The 25,301-nt window shown below is 64.8% G+C and carries 26 protein-coding genes and 1 pseudogene; 13 read left to right on the forward strand and 14 right to left on the reverse strand.

Going from position 1 to position 25,301, the window contains the following annotated elements:
- Positions 1 to 157: 157 nt before the first annotated feature.
- The 4 genes from AC4QBL_RS13460 to AC4QBL_RS13475 form a co-directional block, all read right to left on the reverse strand.
- Positions 158 to 1,210: an IS3 family transposase gene (locus tag AC4QBL_RS13460; protein WP_162015744.1), complete on the reverse strand. Its 1,053-nt coding sequence runs from the start codon at positions 1,208 to 1,210 to the stop codon at positions 158 to 160.
- Between the two features lie 211 nt (positions 1,211 to 1,421).
- Positions 1,422 to 4,337: a Tn3-like element IS1071 family transposase gene (locus AC4QBL_RS13465; protein WP_003049965.1), complete on the reverse strand. Its 2,916-nt coding sequence runs from the start codon at positions 4,335 to 4,337 to the stop codon at positions 1,422 to 1,424.
- Positions 4,338 to 4,451: 114 nt separating this feature from the next.
- Positions 4,452 to 4,721, reverse strand: coding sequence for a cytochrome b (locus tag AC4QBL_RS13470; protein ID WP_472908500.1), 270 nt, complete (start codon positions 4,719 to 4,721; stop codon positions 4,452 to 4,454).
- Positions 4,718 to 5,155 (reverse strand): MarR family winged helix-turn-helix transcriptional regulator, encoded by a 438-nt coding sequence (locus tag AC4QBL_RS13475; RefSeq protein ID WP_472908499.1) that lies wholly within the window; start codon positions 5,153 to 5,155, stop codon positions 4,718 to 4,720. Before AC4QBL_RS13475 ends, AC4QBL_RS13470 begins: the two co-directional genes overlap by 4 nt.
- A 102-nt stretch (positions 5,156 to 5,257) precedes the next feature.
- Here AC4QBL_RS13475 and AC4QBL_RS13480 point away from each other — a divergent pair, with 102 nt between their 5' ends.
- A complete protein-coding gene (locus AC4QBL_RS13480) occupies positions 5,258 to 5,662 on the forward strand; it encodes a thiol-disulfide oxidoreductase DCC family protein (protein WP_472908498.1) in 405 nt (134 codons plus the stop codon).
- A 31-nt stretch (positions 5,663 to 5,693) separates the two neighbouring features.
- Here the strand turns inward: AC4QBL_RS13480 and moaE are convergent, their stop codons facing one another.
- The 5 genes and pseudogenes from moaE to AC4QBL_RS13505 form a co-directional block, all read right to left on the reverse strand.
- A complete protein-coding gene (gene moaE / locus AC4QBL_RS13485; RefSeq protein WP_492131665.1) occupies positions 5,694 to 6,098 on the reverse strand; it encodes a molybdopterin synthase catalytic subunit MoaE in 405 nt (134 codons plus the stop codon).
- 114 nt (positions 6,099 to 6,212) lie between these two features.
- Positions 6,213 to 6,593, reverse strand: a pseudogene (locus tag AC4QBL_RS13490) (transporter substrate-binding domain-containing protein); the annotation flags it as partial.
- An 84-nt stretch (positions 6,594 to 6,677) separates the two neighbouring features.
- On the reverse strand, positions 6,678 to 7,367 hold the full coding sequence (locus AC4QBL_RS13495; RefSeq protein ID WP_472908497.1) for a haloacid dehalogenase type II: 690 nt from the start codon (positions 7,365 to 7,367) through the stop codon (positions 6,678 to 6,680).
- A 3-nt stretch (positions 7,368 to 7,370) separates the two neighbouring features.
- Complete coding sequence (locus AC4QBL_RS13500; RefSeq protein ID WP_472908496.1) at positions 7,371 to 7,679, reverse strand: hypothetical protein; 309 nt, start codon at positions 7,677 to 7,679, stop codon at positions 7,371 to 7,373.
- A 640-nt stretch (positions 7,680 to 8,319) separates the two neighbouring features.
- Positions 8,320 to 11,235 carry a Tn3-like element IS1071 family transposase gene (locus AC4QBL_RS13505; RefSeq protein ID WP_457278531.1) on the reverse strand — a complete coding sequence of 972 codons (2,916 nt, stop codon included), beginning with the start codon at positions 11,233 to 11,235 and terminating at the stop codon, positions 8,320 to 8,322.
- Between the two features lie 144 nt (positions 11,236 to 11,379).
- Between AC4QBL_RS13505 and AC4QBL_RS13510 the strand changes: the two genes are divergently transcribed.
- Positions 11,380 to 13,014, forward strand: coding sequence for a chromosome partitioning protein ParB (locus tag AC4QBL_RS13510; protein WP_472907682.1), 1,635 nt, complete (start codon positions 11,380 to 11,382; stop codon positions 13,012 to 13,014).
- Positions 13,015 to 13,193: 179 nt separating this feature from the next.
- Here the strand turns inward: AC4QBL_RS13510 and AC4QBL_RS13515 are convergent, their stop codons facing one another.
- Positions 13,194 to 13,712, reverse strand: a complete 519-nt coding sequence (locus tag AC4QBL_RS13515; protein WP_472907678.1) for a GNAT family N-acetyltransferase — start codon at positions 13,710 to 13,712, stop codon at positions 13,194 to 13,196.
- A gap of 815 nt (positions 13,713 to 14,527) precedes the next feature.
- Here AC4QBL_RS13515 and AC4QBL_RS13520 point away from each other — a divergent pair.
- A complete protein-coding gene (locus AC4QBL_RS13520; RefSeq protein ID WP_472907681.1) occupies positions 14,528 to 14,842 on the forward strand; it encodes a DUF736 domain-containing protein in 315 nt (104 codons plus the stop codon).
- Between the two features lie 393 nt (positions 14,843 to 15,235).
- On the opposite strand, the gene AC4QBL_RS13525 is transcribed toward AC4QBL_RS13520, so the two are convergent.
- Positions 15,236 to 15,529 (reverse strand): helix-turn-helix domain-containing protein, encoded by a 294-nt coding sequence (locus AC4QBL_RS13525; RefSeq protein WP_472907677.1) that lies wholly within the window; start codon positions 15,527 to 15,529, stop codon positions 15,236 to 15,238.
- A 223-nt stretch (positions 15,530 to 15,752) separates the two neighbouring features.
- On the opposite strand from AC4QBL_RS13525, the gene AC4QBL_RS13530 reads away from it, so the two are divergent.
- The 10 genes from AC4QBL_RS13530 (at position 15,753) to AC4QBL_RS13575 (ending at position 23,107) form a co-directional block, all read left to right on the forward strand.
- Positions 15,753 to 16,100 (forward strand): DUF2958 domain-containing protein, encoded by a 348-nt coding sequence (locus AC4QBL_RS13530; RefSeq protein ID WP_472907676.1) that lies wholly within the window; start codon positions 15,753 to 15,755, stop codon positions 16,098 to 16,100.
- A complete protein-coding gene (locus AC4QBL_RS13535) occupies positions 16,097 to 16,399 on the forward strand; it encodes a hypothetical protein (RefSeq protein ID WP_492131593.1) in 303 nt (100 codons plus the stop codon). The genes AC4QBL_RS13530 and AC4QBL_RS13535 overlap by 4 nt, the downstream gene beginning before the upstream one ends.
- Positions 16,400 to 16,441: 42 nt before the next feature.
- Positions 16,442 to 17,236 (forward strand): DUF2285 domain-containing protein, encoded by a 795-nt coding sequence (locus tag AC4QBL_RS13540; RefSeq protein ID WP_472907675.1) that lies wholly within the window; start codon positions 16,442 to 16,444, stop codon positions 17,234 to 17,236.
- A gap of 83 nt (positions 17,237 to 17,319) precedes the next feature.
- A complete protein-coding gene (locus AC4QBL_RS13545) occupies positions 17,320 to 17,610 on the forward strand; it encodes a helix-turn-helix transcriptional regulator (RefSeq protein ID WP_472907674.1) in 291 nt (96 codons plus the stop codon).
- Positions 17,611 to 17,624: 14 nt separating this feature from the next.
- Positions 17,625 to 18,470 (forward strand): replication initiator protein A, encoded by an 846-nt coding sequence (locus tag AC4QBL_RS13550; protein WP_472907673.1) that lies wholly within the window; start codon positions 17,625 to 17,627, stop codon positions 18,468 to 18,470.
- 253 nt (positions 18,471 to 18,723) lie between these two features.
- On the forward strand, positions 18,724 to 19,362 hold the full coding sequence (gene parA / locus AC4QBL_RS13555; RefSeq protein WP_472907672.1) for a ParA family partition ATPase: 639 nt from the start codon (positions 18,724 to 18,726) through the stop codon (positions 19,360 to 19,362).
- A complete protein-coding gene (locus AC4QBL_RS13560; RefSeq protein WP_472907671.1) occupies positions 19,359 to 19,619 on the forward strand; it encodes a chromosome partitioning protein ParB in 261 nt (86 codons plus the stop codon). Before parA ends, AC4QBL_RS13560 begins: the two co-directional genes overlap by 4 nt.
- Entirely contained in the window at positions 19,616 to 20,152 is a 537-nt protein-coding gene (locus AC4QBL_RS13565) for a DUF2840 domain-containing protein (protein ID WP_472907670.1), read from the forward strand. The genes AC4QBL_RS13560 and AC4QBL_RS13565 overlap by 4 nt, the downstream gene beginning before the upstream one ends.
- The gene (locus AC4QBL_RS13570) at positions 20,149 to 20,700 is read left to right on the forward strand and encodes a S26 family signal peptidase (protein ID WP_472907669.1); all 552 of its coding nucleotides are present in this window, start codon (positions 20,149 to 20,151) and stop codon (positions 20,698 to 20,700) included. Before AC4QBL_RS13565 ends, AC4QBL_RS13570 begins: the two co-directional genes overlap by 4 nt.
- Positions 20,701 to 21,124: 424 nt before the next feature.
- Entirely contained in the window at positions 21,125 to 23,107 is a 1,983-nt protein-coding gene (locus tag AC4QBL_RS13575; RefSeq protein WP_472907668.1) for a DUF3363 domain-containing protein, read from the forward strand.
- Here AC4QBL_RS13575 and AC4QBL_RS13580 read toward each other — a convergent pair.
- Genes AC4QBL_RS13580 through AC4QBL_RS13590 form a run of 3 tightly spaced genes read right to left on the reverse strand, consistent with a single transcriptional unit; the run spans position 23,100 to position 25,294 of the window.
- Entirely contained in the window at positions 23,100 to 23,405 is a 306-nt protein-coding gene (locus tag AC4QBL_RS13580; RefSeq protein ID WP_472907667.1) for a thiolase family protein, read from the reverse strand. The two genes, AC4QBL_RS13575 and AC4QBL_RS13580, sit on opposite strands and share 8 nt — an antisense overlap.
- Before the next feature lie 9 nt (positions 23,406 to 23,414).
- On the reverse strand, positions 23,415 to 24,410 hold the full coding sequence (locus AC4QBL_RS13585) for a branched-chain amino acid ABC transporter permease (protein WP_492131594.1): 996 nt from the start codon (positions 24,408 to 24,410) through the stop codon (positions 23,415 to 23,417).
- Between the two features lie 11 nt (positions 24,411 to 24,421).
- A complete protein-coding gene (locus AC4QBL_RS13590) occupies positions 24,422 to 25,294 on the reverse strand; it encodes a branched-chain amino acid ABC transporter permease (RefSeq protein WP_016452539.1) in 873 nt (290 codons plus the stop codon).
- Positions 25,295 to 25,301: the final 7 nt, after the last annotated feature.

Consider the following 25,301-nt stretch of genomic DNA (forward strand, 5'->3'; position numbering starts at 1 on the left):
CGAAAAGTCCCAGAGGTCAGGACTTCCGTAGGCGTCCTCTCGCGAGCGACGCTTCGAGGACGCCAGGTGGCGCGTGATGATCCGCCCTGCATCGGTCCAGGCCAATAGATTTGAATCGATAGGCCGGAACGTGTCAATGACTTTGCTGCACCGCTTGTCATAAATTTACTGCGCAGTGCTGGGTTGTTCTCTGGACGTTGGCCTCCGATGGTGGTGGGTTGATCCAGGCTGCGGTCGGCAGCGCATGGGGTTTGGGACGACGGCCCTTGAAGCGCTTCGGTGTCGCGAGGAACGCGGCATCCAGCGCGACCTGACGCGCATCGCGCAGGGCCGGTGCCTGACCGTAGTGCACCGCTTGCGGCGTCATGTAGCCGATGCCCGAGTGCCGGTGCTCGGTGTTGTACCAAGAGAAGAATGCTTGGCAGTGGAGCCGAGCGTCCTCGATGCAGCCGAACCGCGCCGGGAAGTCAGGCCGGTACTTCATGGTCTTGAACTGCGACTCCGAATACGGGTTGTCGTCCGAGACGTGCGGCCTGCTGTGGCTCTTGGCGATGTCCAGCTCCACCAGCAAGGCGGCCACCGGCTTGGAGCGCATGGCCGCCCCCCGGTCGGCGTGCAGCGTGAGCATGCCGCGCTGCACGTCGTGGCGCGAGACGGTGTCGGCGATCAGCTGCTCGGCCAGATCGGCGCTCTCGCGCTCGGCGAGCATCCAGCCCACCACGTGGCGGCTGAAGATGTCCAGGATCACGTACAGATGGAAGCAGGTCCATTTGGCCGGCCCTTTCAGCTTGGTGATGTCCCAGGACCAGATCTGGTTCGGAGCGCTGGCCAGCAGTTCGGGTTTGACGTAGGCCGGGTGGGTGAGCTGGCGGCGACGCTCGCACGAGCCGCCTTGGGTGTTCAGCAGGCGGTACATGGTGCGCACCGAGCCCAGGTATCGCCCCTCGTCGAGCAGCGTGGCGTGCACGGCCGCAGGGGCGGTGTCGGCGAAGCGTTCGCTGTTCAAAGTGTCCAGCAGCAGCGTGCTCTCTTGCGCATCCAAGGCCAGCGGTGGGCGCACTCGCACCGCGCGAGGAGGCCTGGGTCCGACCATGGCTGCGCGCCTTGCCTGGGCCCGCTGGCGGGCCGGCACGCCGCGCGGCAGGCCCAGGGCGCGGCATGCGGCGCCAGCGCCCAGAACGGGGCTGAGTTCGAGCACTGCGGCGATCACGGCAAGTCGCCGGTGGCGTCCATCGAGTTGCCCAGCAAGGCAGCAAGTTTTTTTTGGACATCGATCACGGGGTCTCCTCGTTTTCAGTGCAATAAGTGACGGTACGAAAAGCTAGCACTGGCGCGGAGGTGGTGTTGGTAGATCGTTGATTTCATTGACTTTCCTGTTCACTTTCAAATCTGCGATTCGTGGCGTCAAACCGTGGTCGGTTTCATCCATTGGTGCCAGTTATCGATGCATTTGGCCGCGAAGGCAGGATTTGGTCAGCATAGCGGTCAACCGGGAAGCGAAACACACCCCGCAAGTTGATGCTCTCCAGCCTGGTGGGCGCAATCTTCCCGATCAGTTCCGGTGGAATGACCTGGCGGCGGTTCGACCAGCGATCCAGGACCGCCTGCATCTGTGAGGTATTCCACGCCATCACGATGTTGGCCATCAGGCTCAACGCATCGGCCACAGCCTGCATTTCATCGACACGTTTGGCCTGCGCCGGGCTGATCCGGCCGGTATAAATGGCGCGCTTGAGGGCGTTAACAGCCTCGCCCCGATTGAGCACCCGGCGCAACTCGTTCCTGAAAGCGTCCTTGACAAAGTAGTCAGCCAAAAACGCCGTACGCAGCAACCGCCCCAATTGCACGCCAGCCTCATAGATTGGATCGCCCTGGGCGGCAGAACCGAACCGCGCAAGAGCTGCCACCGCACTGGCATGTCCGCTCATGACCGAGGCTGCCAGGTGCACCAGACTATCCCAATGCTTTTCGATCAAAGCGACGTCGACATTGGCTTCGCACACCGCAGCGATTTCTGCGGGCACTTTGGTGCCGCGTGGCACAAAGAGGTGGCGCTGTTTGAGTTCCTTCAACCGCGGGCAAAGATCAAAACCAAGCAAACGGGCATGTGACATGGCAAAGTCGGTGTAGCCATGGGTATCCACAGCAAGCTGGCTGGTCTCCAGCTTTTCTTGGCGGATGACACCTTCAATGGCCACGCCCGCCTGGCGCTCATTGAGCACAAAGGGCTGCGCATGGAAGATGCCCCACCGGTCTTTTACATGGGAGTAGATTCCAATGGAAGGTGTGTTGCGCCGAGGATCAAGCCGGGCTTGCCACACCCGTTTGGTGGTCTCCATGCTCATCATGTCAGAAGATGCCAAATCGGACCGCCCCCAGGTGGCGGCAATCGGGTGTCGCTGCATGAATTCCAGCACAGCCTGGCAGGCCTGGCTCAGACGCCGTTCGTCCCGCGCCCAGCGCATGGCCTGGCGAATGCTGGTGGCAGACAATTGCGGAATCATGCGCGCGCATTCGACCGCAGTCAGACTGGTGCCGTGGGCCATGATGCCGGCATAGACCATCAGCAGCTCGTCGGTAGAGCGCGGCTCACGTCCGAGCATGATCCAGCTAAAGCGCACCTGGGCGTCAACGGCCAGAATCACTTCCGGCAATTGAACCTCACCGATGCGGTGATCCAAAGCCGCGCGCAGCTTGGTCACTTCTGGGTCTTCGTCCTCTGCGGGCAATGGCGACAAATGGAGTTCATCATCCACGCGCAGTACGCCACTGCGGGCTGCAGCGGCCACCGCATCGACACCGGCAGTTACTCTGGCCAGCAAAGGCTTCAAGAAAGTGGCAGCCTTGCTGGGTAACGATAGACGGGCATAGTGTTTCTTGGACTCTGCCTGCCAACGCTCGTCCGTGAAGAACAAGCGCGCACGACCCCGAAAGCTCAGGCTGTGCTCAATCCAGACCGAGCCATTGCGCACCGCGCGGCGCAGGGCAAACAGGGTGGCCACCTCCAACGCCTGAAACGCCCGTTCCCGGTCTGGGCTGGAGATCGAAACCTGCCAGATCATTCCCAGACTTGGTGCCACCACTTCAACTGGCAGCTTTCTGGATCCTTTGAGATATAAAGCTTGCAGCTTGGCAAGGTACTCGATGGCAGGATGCTCGCCGGTGGCCTGCCAGGGCAGCTTTGCAATGGCGACGAGCAACGACCGCACGGGGCGAATTCCATCAATCAATCCCTCGCGGACCAGGGAGGCCCTGCTCGGTGGTTTGCGTTTCTGGGTTTCGGTGATCAAGGCTTCAAGACGGGCACGCAACTCAGCATCTGGCACCGCACCTTGCGCGCTCAAGGCAACAAGTTCGCCGAGCAGCGTTTTGTACATTGCGGCCCAATTGACGGTAGCGGGGACATCGGCGGCAGCCTGACGCCACAGATCGGCGATCCGGCGCTGCACCATAAGGATCAACTGGTCTGTGGTGGTGAACAGGCAATACCGAAGAAAGCATGCGACCTCCACGGTGCGCGCTGGCTCTTTGATCTTGGCTCCGGCTGAGGGCGGCCTGGAGACAAGTCGGCGCGCGTAGCGGCGCAAGATGAGATCGGGGATGTCTGCCAGGTGCTTATGAACGTCCAGCGTGTAAAGCAGGTCGATGCGCTCCAGTACCTCGCTGATTTGGCGGGTTGAGTGTTTCGCCGGTGCAGCCCATAGCCAACTCTGCTGGGTTTGTCCATCTGGGCGCAGCTCTGAAACTGAGGCTCGCCAGCGATCAAGTGTTGCTGGATCAACGCTGGCGGCGATGGCGGTGCCTGTTTCAACTTCAAGCTGGGCAAGTGCCGCCGCAATCAGTGTCCGAATTGCCCGCTCGTGCACGATCACCAGCTTGTTCTTGTACAGCCATTGACGCGCCCGCACGAGTAGCTGATCGCGGTCGGCGCAGCGCGCCACTTCGTCGCGCAGTTCACGTACCAGTGAGCGGCGCTGGTGCTCGCTCATCCACTGGAATCCAAGGACCGTGCAGGCTACTTGTTGGTGATCGAATAGCGTGCGCCCGCGTTCATACATGGCTCTCAGCGAGGCGACTTCTGGTGCTGCAATGCCAAGCTCGTTGCCAAGGTGGCGCCACAAGGCTACTGGAATTACCCGAAAGGCACCGAGCAAACGCCCACTCATGCGCAGGAAACCAATATGGAGCGCCAGACCAAGCTTGTGGGAATCACCTCGGCGTGCATTGATTGCGTCGCGCTCGGCACCATCGAAGGTGAAAAATGCCTTCATCTCGAAGTCGCTGATATCGCGGGGGAGCCCACGCATCCCCAAAAACGTTGTGTGCCAACCCTGCATCGTGAACCTCAAAAGTGGGAGGCCACCATACCCGTTTACAAAGCGAACAGGAAAGTCAATGAAATCAACGGTCTACCCAGACCACCCCCGCGCCAGTGCTAGCTTTGCGTACCGTCACTTATTGCACTGAAAACGAGGAGACCCCCACCTCGAGATGTGCCCGGGCAACGCAGGCGGTGTATGGGCCAGCCGCCAAACAAGGCGGATCGCCACCAGCAACAGCACCGTGACGCCGATCCACTTGTGATAGCTGTAGAGCCGGAGCTTGTCGGGCGACAGTGGCAGGTCCGCCATATATAGCCCGAGCGGAAACGCGGCAAAGATCGCCAGCGCCATCAGCCAGTGCAGCACGATCGCGGGGGTGGAATAGCGCGCGATGCTCATGCCGCGTTTTTTCTGAACACCTGCTCGAGACCGCGCAACGCGGCCTGCCAACGCTTGTGCTCGGCGGCGCTGGCACCGGTAAGTCGGGCGCCGAGATGCGCCATCTGGCTCGGAAACGCCTGGGCGAACAAGGCTTCTCCCGATGGGGTCAGCCGGATGATCTGGCAGCGACGGTCGCTGCCGTGCGCCACACGCTCCACCCAGCCCCGGTCGATCAATCGGTCGACCACGCCTGTCAGCGTGCCCTTGGTGATCAGCGTCCTCTCGCCCAGTTCGGTCGCCGTCATGCCCGGCGTGTTGCCGAGCGTGGCGATGATGTCGAACTGCGGCGGGGTGAGTCCGAGCGCGCGGACATTCGCGGCGGAATAGGCCTCGAACGCCTGGTAGCACTGCACCAGGGCTTGCACGGTCGGGAGAAAGTCGGCGGGGGGCATCATCACGGATTAAATTGGTTCTAATAAGAATTAAATTTAGTTCGGGTTAGAACCAATGTCAAGCGTATGATGTGGGGTCAGTTCCTCTCCCTCAAAACGCGCATGAGCCTTTCCCTCCCTTTTCTGCTGACGGTGTATTACGACGGCGGTTGCCCGGTATGCACCCGCGAAATCGGCTTTTATCAACGCCAGCGCGGCGCCGATCGCGTGCGCTGGATCAACCTCGCACAATGCGACGACACGCAATTAGGAATGGATTTGAGTCTGGAGGCCGCTTATGCACGCCTGCATGCGCGGCTGCCCGGCGGGGGACTCGTCGCGGGGGCGCGGGCGTTTGCCGCACTGTGGCAGGCGCTTCCCGCTTTTCGGGTATTCGGGCAGATCGCCGCCCTCCCCGGCGTGATTCACCTGCTGGAAGGAAGTTATCGCGGGTTTTTGATGGTGCGCCGACTGTGGCGGCGGCCGTCGTCGGCCTGCCCGCTTCCCGGCCGGCCGCCCAAAACCTGAGCTGGAGCGCGACGGCCGCCGTGAGAACGCCTCAGGCGTCGGGTTCCCAGCGAGCGGCGGCGGCCTCGTCGCTGGCGCGCGCGTCGACCCAGCGCTCGCCTTGAGACGTTTCTTCTTTCTTCCAGAAAGGCGCCTGCGTCTTCAGGTAATCCATGATGAACTCGCAGGCCGCGAAGGCTTCGGCCCGATGGGCGCCTGCAACGGTGACCAGCACGATGGGATCCCCCGGTAGCAGTCGCCCCACGCGATGGATCACGGTCACGTCGAGCAGTGTCCAGCGACGGCAGGCGTCGTCCACCAGGGTCGCCAGCGATTTTTCGGTCATGCCCGGATAATGCTCGAGCGTCATGGCGTTCACGTCACTGCCGTTATTGAGATCGCGCGCGAGCCCGACAAAACTGGCGACCGCGCCGATGTCGGTCCGTCCCCGCGTCATCGCATCGACCTCTGCGCCGAGATCGAAGCATTCGGTCTGCACCTGCTGGCGGGTGAGGAATAAATCGTAGGCGCTGCCCGCGCCCACCGTCACGCGGTGGGCTGCCTGGTCCACCTCGTCGTTGCTTTGCAGTGGCGAGTCGCTGCGGACCATGTAAGCGCCTTCAATTTGTACATAGGGCGGCGAAAAATGAAGGCCTTCACCACGCACCGGATCGATGGCAAAAAAGCCGATATCGGCCTCGTCGGCGCGCACGCACTGCACCGATTCATCCGCCTTTTTGAAGATGCGCCATTCAATGTCGACCCCCAACTGTGCGGCCAGCAGGCGTGACAAGTCGGCCGAGATGCCCGAGGGCTCACCTGCCGCATCGAGCCTCGCCAACACCGGGTTGCCCAGGTTGATGGCCACGCGCAAAAGGCCATGGGGTGCAATCAAGGCGGCGAGCCCGGCTGCGCTGGGTGCGGTGGGTGATGAATCGTTGGCGGTGTTCATGGGGTCTTTACCAGGGCTGTTCGGATCGTCGGTATTTTAAAAATGCGAACCGTGCACGGCGCTGACAAGACCGCACGCCCTGACTCAGCCCAGGATCTGCAGCACCGCCCTCAAGTCGCGGCCCGTGTGGTGCGGCGCAGGGCCTATGGCTTCGGGCGGCAGGCCCTGGCGGTTGACCCACAAGGTGGTGAAGCCAAACCAGGTGGCGCCCAGCGCATCCCAGGCGTTGCTCGACACAAACAGCACATCAGCGGGGGCCAAGCCAAAGTGCTTCTGCACCAGCTGGTAGCTGGTGGGTGTGGTCTTGAACTGGCCCACGCTGTCGACCGACAGCACGGCGTCCAACAAATCGGCCATGCCTGCGCTGCGCACGGCCGACTGCAGCATCTCGGGGCTGCCGTTCGACAAAATCGCCGTGGCGATGCCGCGCTGGCGCAGGGTTTGCAGCACACCCAGGTTTTCCGGGAAGGCCGAGAGCTGAGCATATTGCGCCATCAGCGCGTCTTCATTCGCGCTGGTGTGCGCCAAGCCTAAACGCGCCAGGGCATAACGCAGGGCTGCGCGCGTGATGTCCCAAAACGGTTGGTAGTGCCGGCTGCCTCGTGGGTCAGGGTCACTCAGCGAGATCAGGCGCGTGTACTCGATCTGCTTGTCGCGCCACAGCACCGACAGCGCCGCACCGTGGCCGGGGTACAGCTGTTCGGCCAAAGCGCCGATCGAATACACATCGAACAGCGTGCCGTAGGCATCAAAAACAACCGCTTGAATGGCCATGGCTTAACCGCCTCCTCGGTGGGTGTGCAGATCAAAGAATTTTTGCCGAGCGTACCGCGCCGCATCGTCCAGGCCCTGAAACGCAAAGTGCACCTGCAGCTGCGGAATGCGCAGCAGCGCGATGCAGCGATCCGGCAGGGGAGACCACTGCAAACTCAATGAACCCTCGGGCCAGGTCGCTTTGCAGCGGCCCAGCGCCGCGTCCACCGTCAACTGGGCATCCTGCAAAGAGCGCGGCAACCAGCTGATCAGCTCGGCTGCGGTACAACCCATGGTGCGGTCAAATTGTTCGGGAACGTGTGTGGGGGTCATGCGGCAAAAATCCGGTGAAGGATGCACATTGTGGGGGATGTCTGCGCCAAGGCCTGCGCCTGGGGATAGGAAATCCAACCGCATGAGCGCAAGTATGGCACACGTTTGGGGCGTCTCAGGCATGCACACAGAGGACTGCTGGGTTGATTTCTCAAAGCCAGTTGCCCGAGATTTTTCGGTATGACCCGTTTTTGGCGGTGACAGGCGCAGCGCTGCCTCGCAACGTTGGCAAAAGCGTGTCGGGGATAGGAAATCCAACCGCATGAGCACAAGTATGGCACACGTTTGGGGCGTCTCAGGCATGCACACAGGGGACTGCTGGGTTGATTTCTCAAAGCCAGTTGCCCGAGATTTTTCGGTATGACCCGTTTTTGGCGGTGACAGGCGCAGCGCTGCCTCGCAACGTTGGCAAAACCACTGTTAACCGCTGTTGCCACCCTACCAACTGACGCGCTGATCGACCTCGAAGTCCGGGGCCGGTTGGGTCGCTTTATCCCGGGGTCTCCTCGTTTTCAGTGCAATAAGTGACGGTACGAAAAGCTAGCACTGGCGCGGAGGTGGTGTTGGTAGATCGTTGATTTCATTGACTTTCCTGTTCACTTTCAAATCTGCGATTCGTGGCGTCAAACCGTGGTCGGTTTCATCCATTGGTGCCAGTTATCGATGCATTTGGCCGCGAAGGCAGGATTTGGTCAGCATAGCGGTCAACCGGGAAGCGAAACACACCCCGCAAGTTGATGCTCTCCAGCCTGGTGGGCGCAATCTTCCCGATCAGTTCCGGTGGAATGACCTGGCGGCGGTTCGACCAGCGATCCAGGACCGCCTGCATCTGTGAGGTATTCCACGCCATCACGATGTTGGCCATCAGGCTCAACGCATCGGCCACAGCCTGCATTTCATCGACACGTTTGGCCTGCGCCGGGCTGATCCGGCCGGTATAAATGGCGCGCTTGAGGGCGTTAACAGCCTCGCCCCGATTGAGCACCCGGCGCAACTCGTTCCTGAAAGCGTCCTTGACAAAGTAGTCAGCCAAAAACGCCGTACGCAGCAACCGCCCCAATTGCACGCCAGCCTCATAGATTGGATCGCCCTGGGCGGCAGAACCGAACCGCGCAAGAGCTGCCACCGCACTGGCATGTCCGCTCATGACCGAGGCTGCCAGGTGCACCAGACTATCCCAATGCTTTTCGATCAAAGCGACGTCGACATTGGCTTCGCACACCGCAGCGATTTCTGCGGGCACTTTGGTGCCGCGTGGCACAAAGAGGTGGCGCTGTTTGAGTTCCTTCAACCGCGGGCAAAGATCAAAACCAAGCAAACGGGCATGTGACATGGCAAAGTCGGTGTAGCCATGGGTATCCACAGCAAGCTGGCTGGTCTCCAGCTTTTCTTGGCGGATGACACCTTCAATGGCCACGCCCGCCTGGCGCTCATTGAGCACAAAGGGCTGCGCATGGAAGATGCCCCACCGGTCTTTTACATGGGAGTAGATTCCAATGGAAGGTGTGTTGCGCCGAGGATCAAGCCGGGCTTGCCACACCCGTTTGGTGGTCTCCATGCTCATCATGTCAGAAGATGCCAAATCGGACCGCCCCCAGGTGGCGGCAATCGGGTGTCGCTGCATGAATTCCAGCACAGCCTGGCAGGCCTGGCTCAGACGCCGTTCGTCCCGCGCCCAGCGCATGGCCTGGCGAATGCTGGTGGCAGACAATTGCGGAATCATGCGCGCGCATTCGACCGCAGTCAGACTGGTGCCGTGGGCCATGATGCCGGCATAGACCATCAGCAGCTCGTCGGTAGAGCGCGGCTCACGTCCGAGCATGATCCAGCTAAAGCGCACCTGGGCGTCAACGGCCAGAATCACTTCCGGCAATTGAACCTCACCGATGCGGTGATCCAAAGCCGCGCGCAGCTTGGTCACTTCTGGGTCTTCGTCCTCTGCGGGCAATGGCGACAAATGGAGTTCATCATCCACGCGCAGTACGCCACTGCGGGCTGCAGCGGCCACCGCATCGACACCGGCAGTTACTCTGGCCAGCAAAGGCTTCAAGAAAGTGGCAGCCTTGCTGGGTAACGATAGACGGGCATAGTGTTTCTTGGACTCTGCCTGCCAACGCTCGTCCGTGAAGAACAAGCGCGCACGACCCCGAAAGCTCAGGCTGTGCTCAATCCAGACCGAGCCATTGCGCACCGCGCGGCGCAGGGCAAACAGGGTGGCCACCTCCAACGCCTGAAACGCCCGTTCCCGGTCTGGGCTGGAGATCGAAACCTGCCAGATCATTCCCAGACTTGGTGCCACCACTTCAACTGGCAGCTTTCTGGATCCTTTGAGATATAAAGCTTGCAGCTTGGCAAGGTACTCGATGGCAGGATGCTCGCCGGTGGCCTGCCAGGGCAGCTTTGCAATGGCGACGAGCAACGACCGCACGGGGCGAATTCCATCAATCAATCCCTCGCGGACCAGGGAGGCCCTGCTCGGTGGTTTGCGTTTCTGGGTTTCGGTGATCAAGGCTTCAAGACGGGCACGCAACTCAGCATCTGGCACCGCACCTTGCGCGCTCAAGGCAACAAGTTCGCCGAGCAGCGTTTTGTACATTGCGGCCCAATTGACGGTAGCGGGGACATCGGCGGCAGCCTGACGCCACAGATCGGCGATCCGGCGCTGCACCATAAGGATCAACTGGTCTGTGGTGGCGAACAGGCAATACCGAAGAAAGCATGCGACCTCCACGGTGCGCGCTGGCTCTTTGATCTTGGCTCCGGCTGAGGGCGGCCTGGAGACAAGTCGGCGCGCGTAGCGGCGCAAGATGAGATCGGGGATGTCTGCCAGGTGCTTATGAACGTCCAGCGTGTAAAGCAGGTCGATGCGCTCCAGTACCTCGCTGATTTGGCGGGTTGAGTGTTTCGCCGGTGCAGCCCATAGCCAACTCTGCTGGGTTTGTCCATCTGGGCGCAGCTCTGAAACTGAGGCTCGCCAGCGATCAAGTGTTGCTGGATCAACGCTGGCGGCGATGGCGGTGCCTGTTTCAACTTCAAGCTGGGCAAGTGCCGCCGCAATCAGTGTCCGAATTGCCCGCTCGTGCACGATCACCAGCTTGTTCTTGTACAGCCATTGACGCGCCCGCACGAGTAGCTGATCGCGGTCGGCGCAGCGCGCCACTTCGTCGCGCAGTTCACGTACCAGTGAGCGGCGCTGGTGCTCGCTCATCCACTGGAATCCAAGGACCGTGCAGGCTACTTGTTGGTGATCGAATAGCGTGCGCCCGCGTTCATACATGGCTCTCAGCGAGGCGACTTCTGGTGCTGCAATGCCAAGCTCGTTGCCAAGGTGGCGCCACAAGGCTACTGGAATTACCCGAAAGGCACCGAGCAAACGCCCACTCATGCGCAGGAAACCAATATGGAGCGCCAGACCAAGCTTGTGGGAATCACCTCGGCGTGCATTGATTGCGTCGCGCTCGGCACCATCGAAGGTGAAAAATGCCTTCATCTCGAAGTCGCTGATATCGCGGGGGAGCCCACGCATCCCCAAAAACGTTGTGTGCCAACCCTGCATCGTGAACCTCAAAAGTGGGAGGCCACCATACCCGTTTACAAAGCGAACAGGAAAGTCAATGAAATCAACGGTCTACCCAGACCACCCCCGCGCCAGTGCTAGCTTTGCGTACCGTCACTTATTGCACTGAAAACGAGGAGACCCCTGGTGGCCGAAGGCCGACCCATCGAGGACATTGCGGCCGATTTTTCCGTCACGCCGCTGGTGGTGCAGCGCCGCTTGAAGCTGGCCAACGTCTCGCCGCGCCTGATGGCGGACTATCGCGCCGATGCCGTCACGCTCGATCAATTGATGGCGCTTGCCATCACCGACGACCCCGCCGCGCAGGAGAGCGCGTTCTACGACGCGCCGACGTGGCAGCGCCAGCCGTCCGCGCTGCGCGAACGCCTCACCGAACGCGAAATCGACGCCTACCGGCATCCGCTGGTGCGCTTCGTCGGACTGGACGCCTACGAGCAGGCGGGCGGCGGTATCCGCCGCGACCTGTTCGCGGAAGGCGATGCAGGCGTGTATCTGACCGATGCCGCCCTGCTGGAACGGCTGGCGCAAGACAAGCTGGCGGGCATCGCCACCGAGGTGCGCGGCGAAGGTTGGGCATGGGTGGATGCCACGCCCGGCGTGACCCATGCCGACCTGCACGCCTTCCAGCGTGCCCCGAGGGAGCGGCGCGAGCCGACCAAGCGCGAGGCGCAGCGCATCGAGAAGCTGCAAGCCAAGATGCGGGAAGTGGGCGAAGCCCTCGATGCCGCATTGGAGGCCGAGGACGAGGACAAGGCCGATGCGCTGCAAGAGGAAGGCGAAGCATTGGGCGAGCAGTTGCAGGCGCTGGAAGATGGCTTGCAGGACTACGGCGCGAACGTGAAGGCCGCCGCCGGTGCCATCGTCACCATCGACCGCAACGGCGAGGCCGTGATTCATCGCGGCCTACTGCGCGAGGCCGAGGCCAAGGCGCTGCGCACGCTGGAACGGCTGCGGCAGGGCTTCGGCAGCGACGATGCTGCGAACGACGCCGAAGGCGAGGACGACGAGCAGCCCAAGACCGTCGCCATGTCCGACCGGCTGGCGCAACGCTTGAGCGCGCACCGCACGGCAGCGCTGCAAATCGAAGTCGCCCGGCATCCGCAAGCGGCGCTGGCCGCGCTGGTGCATGGCATGGTGCAGACCGTCTTGCAGGAAAGCCGCTACGGCCTCAACCGTGATTCTCTGCCGCTGAGCGTGCGCCTCACGCAGCAAGACCGGCTGGAAAGCATGGCCCCCGACTGGCCGGAATCGTCCGCCGCCGTGGCGCTGCGCGAACTGCAACAGGCATGGGCCGGCAAGCTGCCCGAGGACAGCGCCGAACTGTTCGCCGCGCTGCTGGCGATGGAGCAAGGCGAGCTGGTCAAGTTGCTGGCCGTGTGCGTGGCTTCCACGGTGGACGTGGTGACGCCGCGCGCCGTACCGCACCAGCCCGGCAAGGAACTGGCGCAGGCCGTGAGCCTCGACATGGCCGCATGGTGGCAGCCAACCGCAGAAGGCTACTTCAAGCACGTCCCGAAGGCCGTGATTCTGCAAGCCGTGGGCGAGTACGCGCCGGAGCACGTTACGCGGCTGGCGAAGCTGAAGAAGGCCGACATTGCCAGCGAAGCCGAGCGGCTGGCCGATGGCACGGGCTGGATGCCTGCGATCTTCAATGCCCAAGGCCCGCAGCAAGCCACGCCGGACGATGGCCCGCAGCAGGACGCCCCGGAGGATGCCGAGGCAATGGCGGATGAACCCGCCGAGGCGCTGGCCGCTTGAGCCGTGCCGAAGCAAGCGCCCCGGCCTCGACCGGGGCGCTTCGCTTGGAAGGAGATCAGCACCGCGCCCAGGCCGTTCCGCCCTGGGCGCGGTGGACGCAAAAATCCGGGCGCGGCGGTGGCCGCGCCCGGTGTCGAAGGCCAATAGCCGAACCAGAACGTCGCCGCCTTCGCCGTGGCTCAGGCGGCGGCGTTGAAGGCATCGCTGTATTGCGCGATGCCGTCCGGCACTGGCCCATGCAGGGCCAGCGCCATGAAATAGCCGGGCGGCACGCCCGGAAGTTTCAGGCCCGCATGGGCCTGAAAGCCAAAGCGCCCGTAGTACGCGGGATCGCCCAACAGCACGCAACCAGCGGCCCGCATGGCCCGCAGTTCGGACAGCGCATGCTCCATCAAGCGCGAACCGATGCCTTGCCCCTGTCTTTGCGGCAGGACGGAGATTGGCCCCAAGCCGTACCAGCCTTCGGCTTTCCGTCCGTGGTCATCGGTGATCGTGACGGGAGACAGTGCGACGTGGCCGACGACCTGCCCATGTTCCTCGGCCACGATGGAAAGCGTCAGTTCGTTTGCTGCACGCAAGGCACGCACGATGAATTGTTCGGTGTGGCTGGTGTGCGGTGCATCGGCGAAAGCGGCGGTTGTGACGGCTTCGATGGCGGCAATGTCGTGCAGCGTTTCGTGGCGGAGCTGGATGGTCATGGGCTTATCTTCAGTTCCTTCGTGAAAATATAGAACGGCCTGGGCGTGTCGGCGCGATGCGCCGCCGGGCTTTCGGGCTGCGCCCCGTGCCGTCCTTGCCGTCACGGCCATTCGGCGTCAATCCCTCACGCCTTCGCGCCTGCGGCGCTGCGCGCTTCGCTTGCCTCCAGGGGATCGGCCGCAAGGCCCATCCCCGCCGCGCGCAGCTTGGCGCCCCTCGAAGTCCACCGAACCGGCGTTGCCGGATCGGCCGAGCCAGCGCCCCGCCGCAATGGCCGGGCGTGACGGGGTACGCCGCGACTTGCTGTGGCAGGTTGTGCGAATGCGTGCCGTCCTCGACGCTGGCAGTTGGCCTGTCACGTCACGAAGGACGGCTCACGGACACACCGCCCGGCATCGCTATGGAGTTTCCATGCCACGCCTCAAGACTGGCGCAGCAGCGTGCGGCGGAGGCGTTCTCGCCCGTCGTCGGGCGCTTGACCTGGCCCGCGTCAGCAAGCGTGCCGGTGCAGCCTTCGTGCGGGGATGCCGAGCCGGCCATATCTCCTTTCGGAGCGGTTCGGCCCAAGGCGTCCTTGTCTCGTTGTGAATCCTGGCGGGGGCGCGGCTGCGCCTCGGGCTTCATGGCGGCAACCGTCCGGCGAAAACAATTTCCCCTGCGCTGCGCGCATTCCTCGCGCGGCAAATTCTTTTCGCCTTCCGGTTCTCCACTGCGTTGCGACCGCAAGCGGTGCAGCCCGCCCATCCCCCGCCGGCCGGATCACAACAAGGACGCGATGGGCGCGAACCTTGTTCAACCGAAAGGAGAAATCATCATGGCCAACATCGGCACCTTCACCGCAGACAAAGACGGCTACACCGGCGCGCTCCGTACCCTGACGCTCAACGTCAAGGTCAAGCTGGTTCCCAACGACAAGGGGGACAGCGAGAACGCCCCCGACTTCCGCGTGCAGGCGGCGGGCCACGACATCGGCGCGGCGTGGAAGAAGACCAGCGAAGCCGGGCGGCCCTACGTGTCCGTGGCCCTCGACGATCCTTCGTTCCCGGCAACGGTCTATGCCCGCCTGATCGAGAACGAGGACGGCACGCACGACCTGATCTGGTCGCGCAGCAAGCCCAAGGCGGCCTGACGGCCGCCCACCGCGCCCCGCCCATCGCGGCGGGGCGCGGTACTGCTCATCGCAGCACTGCACGCACGGGGTTCGGCAGCGGGTGCCCCTTGGCGTATTCACCAGGGCCGGTATTCATCGGTGGATGGATGGCTCGCAGCGTGTGGAGTAGCAAGCACAGGATGGCGTGTTGGCGCTGCGAGCGCCGCCGGGCTTTCGGGCTGCGCCCCGTGCCGTCTTTGACGTCACGGCCATCCGGCTTCAATCCCTCACGCCTTCGCGCCTGCGGCGCTGCGCGCTTCGCTTGCCTCCAGGGGAAAGCCCTGCGGGCTATCCCCGCCGCGCGATGCTTGGCACCCCTCGATGCCGCCGAACCGGCATTCGCCGGATCGGCCAGGCCGACGCCGATGCGTGCTATGACGCATCGGCTGGCTGCGTCACGGACTCCAACTCCTGCCGCACCCGCGCCAGAAGCTGCTCGGCGCGCCGCGTGTCGTCACCAGCATAGGCCAGTGTCAGCAGCGTGAGCGGATGGACCTCCATGACCTCGCACAGCTCAGTCAGCTTGTTCAGGGTCGGGCTTTTCAGGTCGCGCTCCAGCGAACTCATGTAGGTGCGGCTGGACACGTTGGAGAAAGCTTCTTGGCTCAACCCCCGCGCCTTCCTGATGGTCTTCAACGCCTCCGACAATGTGTGCTTCGCTGCCAAGCTTGGATCTCCGCAAAATCCAAGATGACATCCGATTGCGCCCTATAGAGCTACAATCTATAGTATTCATTGCTGCGCTTTCCCGCTTTTGCTCCTGTACGGAAACCCGCTTGCGTTGATTCCCACAGAACCGTAAAACCGCATGCGTGCCTTTCCCCAAATGCGCCGATGCGGCTTTGCGTTTTCACGTTTCGGCGGATTTGTTCAAAAAAGGGGCCGCCCCATGAACCGACTTACCACCGAGGACGAGCACAGGCAACTGCTGGCCAACGGCCAGGCTCGCGCCGCCGGCGAAGCCATCGACCCGCGGCCCGTGGTGCGGCTGTTCACGCCGGACGCGCACGCCACCTGGCTGCTGGCCGCGCTGGACGCCGCCGATGGCGACACTGCCTGGGGTTTGATCGACCTGGGATTGGGAATGCCCGAGCTGGGGGAGATCAAGCTGTCGGATTTGGCTGCCATCGTCGGACCGCGCCAACAGCCCGTGATGCGGGACCGGTATTTCCAGGCGGCGCGTCCGCTGTCGGAATACCTGCGACTGGCCCAGGAGAACGGCTACATCGTCGATTGAGCCGTTCACACCTCGGCGGCGCAGCCGGGTATATTGGGGCTATTTTCGTCTGGCTCCAGACTCGTCAGGTCTTAATCCACGGTGTTGCAGCAAACGGGGCGGTTCTGGCGCAAACGGCCATGATGATTGGCGCGGTTTGCGGCAGTGTGGGTGTTGCAGGAGGCGATTTCTCTCATGCGCCACCGCTGCATTCAGACAATTGGCGCAATGTACCGCATCCATATCGTCTTGACACAAGATTTACTGTTGTCCCGTTTTTTTCACGATTGGATTCTGATCCGGTAACGCTTGCGCAGTGATGCCTGTAGTGCTGCTCCTGCAGTTCGACAGGAGTTTGCGCCATGACCGACCACCACACCGCGCCCTGGTATCCGACAGCCGCGTACCTCTATGCGCTGCACCTCGATGGCCCCGCACTGGCCTGGGAGTACCTGCGCCGCAATCCCGACTACAGGCTCGACTGGCTGTACCGACATCGTCGGCCGCAGACCGCACTGGCCTGGGGTCTGCGCCTGCTGGAGGATCCGGCGCTCGATGCGCGTGACGCGCAACCGGCCTGGTTCCCCGACCATGAAGCCGTGGTACATCTCTACGCCGACGATGATCCGCCACCAGATGCGGGCGCCTTCGAGTTCTGGAATGTTCCTGGCCACAAGCGCCTGATCCACGACGGCAAGCGCCTCGTGCTGACGGCACACTGGCCCGGCTGCTGCGTGCGCCTCGCGCTCGCGCCGGGCCTGGAAGACGGCATGGCCTGCCTCTGCGCCATGCGGACCTGCGCCTCGCCCTGCGCGCGCTACCGCGCGCTGGCGGCCGGGCTGGATGCGTTGACCGCAGCCACTGCGGCCACGCCTGCGGCGGCGGCTCGCGGACGGCCCACGCCTGCTGCCTTGCAAGAACTGCACACCCTGCAGGCGCTCGACGCGACCCTGGCGGGCGCGTCCTTGCGCGAAGCGGCCGAAGGGTTGTTCGGTGTGGACGCCGTGGCCGATTGGTACAGCGATGGCGGTTTGCGCTCCAAGGCCCGGCGCCTGGTGCAGCGCGGCGATGCGCTGATGCGCGGCGGCTACCGCCGCCTAGCACAGCTTGCACCGCTTGAGAAGGGTCGTTCTGCATCCGGCACAGATCGGCCCTGAGCAGGAGGGCCGCGTTTTCTGAGACTGCCTCCATCCGGTTGCGCTGTGCGGCCGGAGCTTTGACACCGATGGAGGTTCACACCATGCGTCCTGCTCCCTTGCGGCCTGCCGCCGCTGCCGCAACTGTCTCGACCGCTGCCGCGCAGCCGCAGCGCTATCTCACCAACGACGAAGCTGCCGACTACCTGCGGCTGTCGCCGCGCACGCTGGAGAAGCAGCGCGTGTTCGGTGGCGGCCCCAAGTTCCGCAAGTTCGGGCGCCGCGTCATGTACGCCGCAGCCGACCTCGATGCCTGGGCCGCCGAGCGCAGCTTCGACAGCACGTCCGATCCCGAGTACGCCGAGCACCACTCGGCCGACAGCCGTGCGCGCTGACCGCTGGCGCGCGGATGGCCTTCGCCCTGTCCAAGCCATCGCAAGAGCGCGAACAGCTCGACCTGTTCCGCGCCCTGCCGGGCGACATGGCGCCGCGCGACAGCCAGGACCTGATGGCCTTCCCGTTCTTCTCGCTTGCCAAGTCGCGGCGCACCGCGCCGATCGACTTTCGCGGCGGGAACGTCACGATCCGCGTGGAGGGCACGGTCGAGCACGGCATCGCCACCATCTGGGATGCCGACGTGCTGATCTGGGCCGCCAGCCAGATCGTGGAAGCGCGCGACGCGGGCTTGCGCCCCTCGCGCCTGATGCACGCCACGCCCTACGAGATCCTGCGCTACATCGGGCGCGGCACCTCGCTGCGCGACTACCAGCGCCTCAAGGCCGCGCTGGATCGGCTGCAGTCCACCACGGTGGCCACCTCCATCCGCGAGACCACGGGGCGGCGCCTGCACCGCTTCTCGTGGGTCAACGAGTGGAAGGAGCTGGCCGACGCCCGCGGTACGCCGCTGGGCATCGAGCTGATCCTGCCGGACTGGTTCTATGGCGGCGTGATGGACGAGGCCCTGGTGCTGACCATCGACCCGGCCTATTTCCGGCTCACGGGCGGCATCGAGCGCTGGCTGTACCGCCTGGTGCGCAAGCACGGCGGGCGCCAGGAAGCCGGCTGGCAGTTCGACTTCCAGCATCTGTACCGCAAATCGGGCAGCGTGGCGCGCTACTACGACTTCGCTGCCGACATGCGCGCGCTGGTCGCGCGGCAGGCCTTGCCAGGCTACCGCCTTGGCATCGAGCACGTTGCCGGGATCGCCTCGCCGCTGCTGACGTTCCGGCCCGTGCCGTCCACGGCACGGGGATAAACGGTGCGTGGCCTGTGGACGGACTCGTGCTATCAGGCAACGGAAGTATCGTGCTATCAGGCAACGAATCCTCGTGCTATCAGGCAACAAAATCGGCCGCAAAGCCAATAGCGGCGCGGGTTTTGGCCTCTCTTAACTTACCTAACCTAAATTCTCTAACTGGTAGTAGAAGCGCCGCGCCACGGTGGACAACCGCCACGCGGCACGAAGCGCAGCAGCCCAAGCCCGGCTCTCCAGCAGGGAGGGCCGCGCCATGATCGTCGCCCTGCTCAACCAGAAAGGCGGCGTAGGCAAGACCACGCTCGCCACCCACATCGCGGGCGAACTCGCGCTGCGCGGCCAGCACGTCGTTCTGCTCGATGCAGACCCGCAAGGCTCCGCGCTGGACTGGACGCAGCGCAGAAGCCAGCAAGGCTTGCCAAGGCTGTTCAGCGCCGTGGGCCTGGCACGCGAAACCCTGCACCAGGAAGCGCCAGAACTCGCCAGGCGGGCCGATCACGTCGTCATCGATGGTCCGCCCAGGATTGCCGCCCTGGCGCGCTCCGCGCTGCTGGCGGCCGAGCGCGTACTGATCCCGGTGCAGCCCAGTCCCTACGACCTGTGGGCCAGCGCCGAGATGGTAGCGCTGATCCGCGAGGCGCAAGTGTTCCGGCCTGCGCTGCGCGCGGCCTTCGTCATCAACCGGCGCGTCAGCACCACCGTGATCGGGCGGGAAGCACGCGGCGCGCTGGCCGAGCAGCCACTGCCTGCGCTGCGCTCGGAAGTGCGCCAGCGCATCGTCTTCGCCGACAGCGTGGCTGCAGGCCGCCTCGCGTGCGAAACGGCGCCCGACAGCGCCGCCGCGCGTGAAATCACCGCGCTGGTGGATGAACTGCTGCGGTGGCCCTCATGACGGCGAAGCCGGCACCACGCAACAAGCGCGTCGGCATCGGCGCACGCCCGCCCGCGAATCCGCACGCCGAGGCGTGGATTCGCCAGGGCGATGCCGATGCGCTCCACAAAGGCGACCTCTATACGGCTCGCCTGACCCTCGACATCACGCCTGCCATGCGCTCGCGCATCAAGGTCTCGGCCTTCACGCAGGGCGTGACGGTGGCCGAGCTGCTGCGCGCGCTGCTGGAGCGCGAGTTCCCGGAGAAGACACCATGAACAACACCGCCCAGGCGGCCATGGCTGCACCCGCAGACCAGGCCGGCACCGTACCGCTGACCCGCGTCTCGCTGGCCTACGTCGAACAGCGATTCAACCTCTACCTGCGCTTCGGCGAACCGGCGCGCACCGTCCAGCTCGACCGCTGGCGGCGCTGCGCCGTGTTCCTGCCGAGCGCGGTGTTCTGCCGCATCCGCTGGCAGGCCAACGACTACGGAACGATCCGCTGGCAGCTCATGGTGATGCAGGCCTGCACGCCGCTGGATGCCGCGCAGCGCATCCCCGGCGTGCGTCCTGGTGCTCGCCTGCTGCTGTACGCCGAGGGCGAGCAGAAGGTGCGCGCCGTGCTGCAGCAGATCGATGCCATCGAGGCGCTGGGCATCGCAGCCATCAGCGTATCGCCTACGTACTGGGGCACGCTGGGCAATCGCCTGGCCGCGTGGACCGCCGGGCGCGCATCCGCGCCGCTGGCGCTGCCGGACTACAGCGCCGAGCGGCATGCCGCCTGGCTGGCCGGGAGGGTACTGCAATGACGGCATTCGCTCGCTCGCGCCTGTGCGCTCGCTCACTGCTGGCCACGCTGTCCGCCTGCGGCCTCGCTGCGCTGGCCTGGGCATCCTTCGCGCGGCCTGCGGCGCGCGTCGTCTACAACCCGTCCGACAGCGTGCCGGTGGGCTGGTATCGCATCGAGGCGGTGCATGCACAACCCGATGCGCTGCGCGTCGGCAGCATCGTGCTGACCCGCTTGCCGGCAGGTGCTGCAGCGCTCGCCGCGCAGCGTGGCTACCTGCCGGCACGCATCCCGCTGCTCAAGCGAGTGGGCGCCGTCGCGCCACAACACGTCTGCATCGTTGCTGGCCAGGTGCGCATCGACAGCGTGCCGGTGGCCGCCGCACTGCCTGCCGACCGGCTGGGCCGGCCGCTGCCATCCTGGCCGCAGTGCCGCCGCCTTCGGCCTGGCGAACTGTTCCTGCTCAGCGTGACCAACCCGGCGTCGTTCGACAGCCGGTATTTCGGGCCGGTCAGCGCGTCCACGGTGCTCGGCGTTGCGCACCCGGTCTGGCTGGAGGCTCGCCCATGAGGGCCGCCGATTCGCTGCGCTTCATGGTGCCGTCCGGCGTGTCGCTTCGGTGGCGTTCGTTGTGTCGCCGCGCGTGCAGTGCGAGCGCATCCGCGCTGCACGTCGCGCTGCCTTCCCACGTGCAGGCGTCTTGCCTCGAACGCGCCCGGCCCGAGGCCGTCGCGGCTTTCGCAGGCGCGCTGGCTGCCAGCAGCACAGCGCCGCCGGGCCGCCGCTGCCGGGAGCGCAAGCGGGAGGCAAAGGCGGAAGGCAAGACAAAAGGATGCGGCACGGGGCCGCGTCGAAAGCCAGTCTGCACGTGGGGGTGGCGCGGCACGCAGCGACTTCGCCGCCGTGCCGCGTGGTGCGCGAGGCCCGCGCCAATGCATGCCTGTCCGCGTGCTTCGCACGACCGGACACGCCAGAGCTTGCAGGAAGCGCGGCCATGACCGACCGCAGCGACGATGATTTCCGCATCCGCCCCAGCGCCCCGAAGAACCGGGGCCAGGGCTTCGTCTCCATGGTGCTCAAGCAGGCGGGCCAGGCCAGCGGCGGCAAGTCTTCGGTGCGCCGTACCGCAGCCGGCGGCGGCAGCGCACGCGCTGGCCAGCGGCCCGGCTCGCGCCTGGGGCGCGGGCATACGGCGGCACGCTTCGCGGGCGCGAAGCTGACGCCCATGTCGCGGCGCGTGACCATCAAGACGCTGCTGGTCAATCAGCGCCAGGCAAGCCCGCAATCGCTCGCCAAGCATTTGCGTTACATCGAACGCGACGGCGCCGGCCGCGATGGCGAGCCGGGCCGGGCTTACGGGCCGCAGACTGACGACGCCAACCTCGAAGCCTTCAAGGAACGCTGCGCCGACGACCGGCACCATTTCCGCTTCATCGTCTCGCCCGAGGACGGCGCCGAACTGGACGATCTGCGCACCTACACCCGGCATCTGATGAACCGCATGGAAGCTGACCTGGGCACGCGGCTGGATTGGGTAGCCGTGGATCACTGGAACACCGACAACCCGCACACTCACATGATCGTGCGCGGGCGCGACGACACCGGCAAAGACCTTATCATCGCCGGCGACTACATCGCGCACGGCTTCCGCAATTGCGCCGCCGAGCTGGCGACCGAATGGCTGGGGCCGCGCACCGAGCTGGAGATCCAGCAGACCTTGCGGCGCGAGGTGGAGCAAGAGCGGTGGACGAGCCTGGATCGCACCCTGCAACGCGAGGCCGGCGAAGACGGCCGGGTGCAGATCGAACGGTTCAACGAACCACGGCTGCAACGCCAGCGCCTGCTGCTGATCGGCCGCCTGCAACGCTTGCAGCGCCTGGGGCTGGCCGACGAGGCGCAGCTGGGCACCTGGGCCGTCCATGCCGATGCCGAGAAGACCCTGCGCGCCCTGGGCGAGCGTGGCGACATCATCCGCACCATGCAGCGTGCCATGCGCGGCGAGCCGCGCGAACTGGCGGTGTTCGAGCCGGGCGACGATAGCCGAACCATTCTCGGCCGCGTGGCCGCGAAGGGGCTGGCCGACGAGCTGCGCGACCGCGTCTATCTGGTCATCGACGGGGTGGACGGCAAGGCCCACTACGTCGCGCTCAACACCCGCGACGAGCTGGCGAACTATCCCACCGGCGCCGTGGTGGAGGTGAAGGGATCGGCCGACGTGCGCGCGGCCGACAAGAACATCGCCGTGCTGGCGAGCGATGGTCTGTACCGCACCGACCACCACCTTGCTATCGCGCAGGGCCAGGCCGTACCGGGCCGCGATCCGCAGGAAGTCGTCGCGGCCCACGTCCGGCGCTTGGAAGCCCTGCGCCGGGCAGGCATCGTGGAGCGCGTGGCCGAAGGGCTATGGAAGGTGCCGGGCGACCTGCCCGATCAGGGCCGTCGCTACGACGCGCAGCGCCTGGGCGGCGTGGCCGTGGAGCTGAAATCGCACCTGCCCATCGAGCGGCAGGCCCGCGTGGTCGGGGCCACCTGGCTTGACCAGCAGTTGATCGGCGGCGGCTCGGTCCTGGGCGACCTGGGCTTTGGCGGCGAGGCCAAGCGGGCAATGCAGCAGCGCGCCGACTTCCTGGCCGAACAGGGGCTGGCCGAGCGGCGCGGGCAGCGCGTGATCCTGGCGCGCAATCTGCTGGGCACGTTGCGCAACCGAGAGGTGGCACAGGCCGCGAAGGACATTGCCGCCGACACCGGACTGGAATATCGCCCGGCGGCCGACGGGCAGCGCGTGGCCGGCATCTACCGCCGCAGCGTCATGCTGGCCAGCGGGCGCTACGCCATGCTCGATGACGGCATGGGGTTCAGCCTGGTGCCATGGAGGCCTGTCATTGAACAACGACTCGGTATGCCGATTTCTGCGCAGGTACATGACGGCCGCGTATCCTGGCAAATCCGACGGCAACAGGGCTTATCTGTTATCTGAAGCCAGCAGCATATCGAGCACCCACTGCAAGGATGCGTCTACAAGCGTTCTCGATGTTGACGACCGGAATGCGCCCGATGCCCATGCCGCGCAGCGCCACCTGTCCGGGGATCAGCACCTGGTCGGCCATGACACCAGCAGCGGCGTTGCCCATGTGGGCCGCCTGCAGTTGGGACGGGGTGATGCCTGCATCGGCAATGGCTTCGCCAATCGCCTCGGCGGCGAGCGATTTGAGACCGCAGTCAATGTGCTTGCCGAAACGGGTCATGCCCGTGCCAGCGACGAAGACGGGCTGCATGGAAAGCGTCTAAGACTGGGCGGATGAGGAATTTGCACGCCTGCGCCAGAGGCTGGTGATCCAGCCGCTCAAGCCATTGGGGGCCAGGAAGACCACCGCGAGCAGTGCGAAGCCGAAGATCATCCACGGCGCGGATTGCGACACGCTCTCGGCCAGGTTGGGCGTGAGCACGATGAAGGCAGCCCCCAGGAAGGCGCCCCACAGGCTGCGCACCCCGCCCACGAAGCTGCCCACCAGCAGGGACACCGAGAGCAGGAAGGGAAAGTTCTCGGGCGCGACGAACTGGCCCGCCACCACGCTCAGGGCACCGGCCAGGCCGGTGAACGCCGCGCTGAGGCCGAACATCTGCGTGCGCAGGGCGGTGATGTCGAGTCCGCCCGCCGCCGCCGCGAGCGGCTGGTCGCGCGAGGCGTCCACCAGGCGGCCGAACTGTGAGCCGAGAATCCGCCGCGCTAGCAGGAAGGCGCAGAGCGCGCAGACCGCGACGCAGGCCATGATGGCCCAGTCCGCCCGGTCGGCCAGCACGCCTGGGAACACGGGCTTTTCCAGGACGATCCCCGCCACGCCGCCGGTCAGCCACTCGATCTTTTTCCACTTGAGCGCCTGCGGTGTCACCACCGCCACCGCGAAGGTGGACAGCGCCAGATAAAGCATGGGCAGCCGCAGCGCCGGGAAGCCGAAGAGGAAACCCGCCACGAAGCACAACAGCGCCGCCACCGGCACGCCCACGTAGAACGGCCAGCCCAGGTGATGCGAGAGCACCGCCGCGGTATAGGCACCGATGGCGAAGAAGGCGCTGTGGCCGAGCGAGATCTGGCCCGTGTAGCCGGTGAGCAGGTTCAGGCCCATGATGGCGATGCCATAGATCAGCACCTGCGTCATCACGTACAACGGATAACTTTGCCAACTAAAGGACCAGGCCAGCAGCGCGAGCCCGACCACCGAGGCCGTCCAGCGCAACCAGGTGGGCGATGCCGCCGGGCGGATGTTGAGTGGGGCGTTCATGGTACTCATGCTCACACCCTCACCTGGGCCGTCTTGCCGAAGATACCAGCGGGCCGCAAGACCAGCATCGCGATGATCAACAGCATGATGCAGGTCAGTTTCAGGTCGTTGCCGACCACGTAGGCGCCCAGCAGGTTCTCCAGTACCCCGACGGCGAAGCCCCCGGCCACGGCGCCCACAGGGCTGGCGATGCCGCCCAGCAGCGCGCCCGCCAGTGCGTAGATCAGCGGCCCCATCATCATCGACGGCTCCAGGAACACGATGGGCGCGGCCATCAGCCCCGCCACGGCACCGGCCACCGCTGCAAGACCCCAGCCCACGGCCAGCACCTTGTTGGTGCTGATGCCCGACAGTTCCGCCGACGGCGCGTTCACCGCCACCGCACGCATCGCCAGGCCGAACCGGGTGAAGCGGAAGAACGCGAATACCGCCGCCAGTTCGGCCAGGGTGACGAGCAGAACGCCGACCTCGTGGGCCGACAGATAGGGTTCGGCACGGCTGAGGACGCCACCGAACGGCGTGGCGAACTCCAGCATCTCATGCCCGAACAGCCAGCCGACCAGGCTGTTCAAGATGATGAGCAGCGCGATGCTGGCCGCCACGACCGAGAGCACCGGCTTGTGCCGCAGGGGCTGGAAGATGACCCGCTCCAGCGCCAGCCCGAGCAGGAAGGAACCCACGACCACAACGGCGAAGGCCACCCACCATGATGCGCCCGCCTGAACCAACGCCCAGCTCATATAGGTGGAGAACATCGCCAGTTCGCCCTGCGCGAAGTTGACGGACGAAGTGCAGCGATAGATGAGCACGAGCGCGATGGCGAGGCTGGCATAGATGCCGCCCGCCGCCAGGCCCGAAGCTATCTGGTGAAGGAATGCTTGCATGGTGATG

It is taken from the genome of Hydrogenophaga sp. L99 (assembly GCF_058731905.1).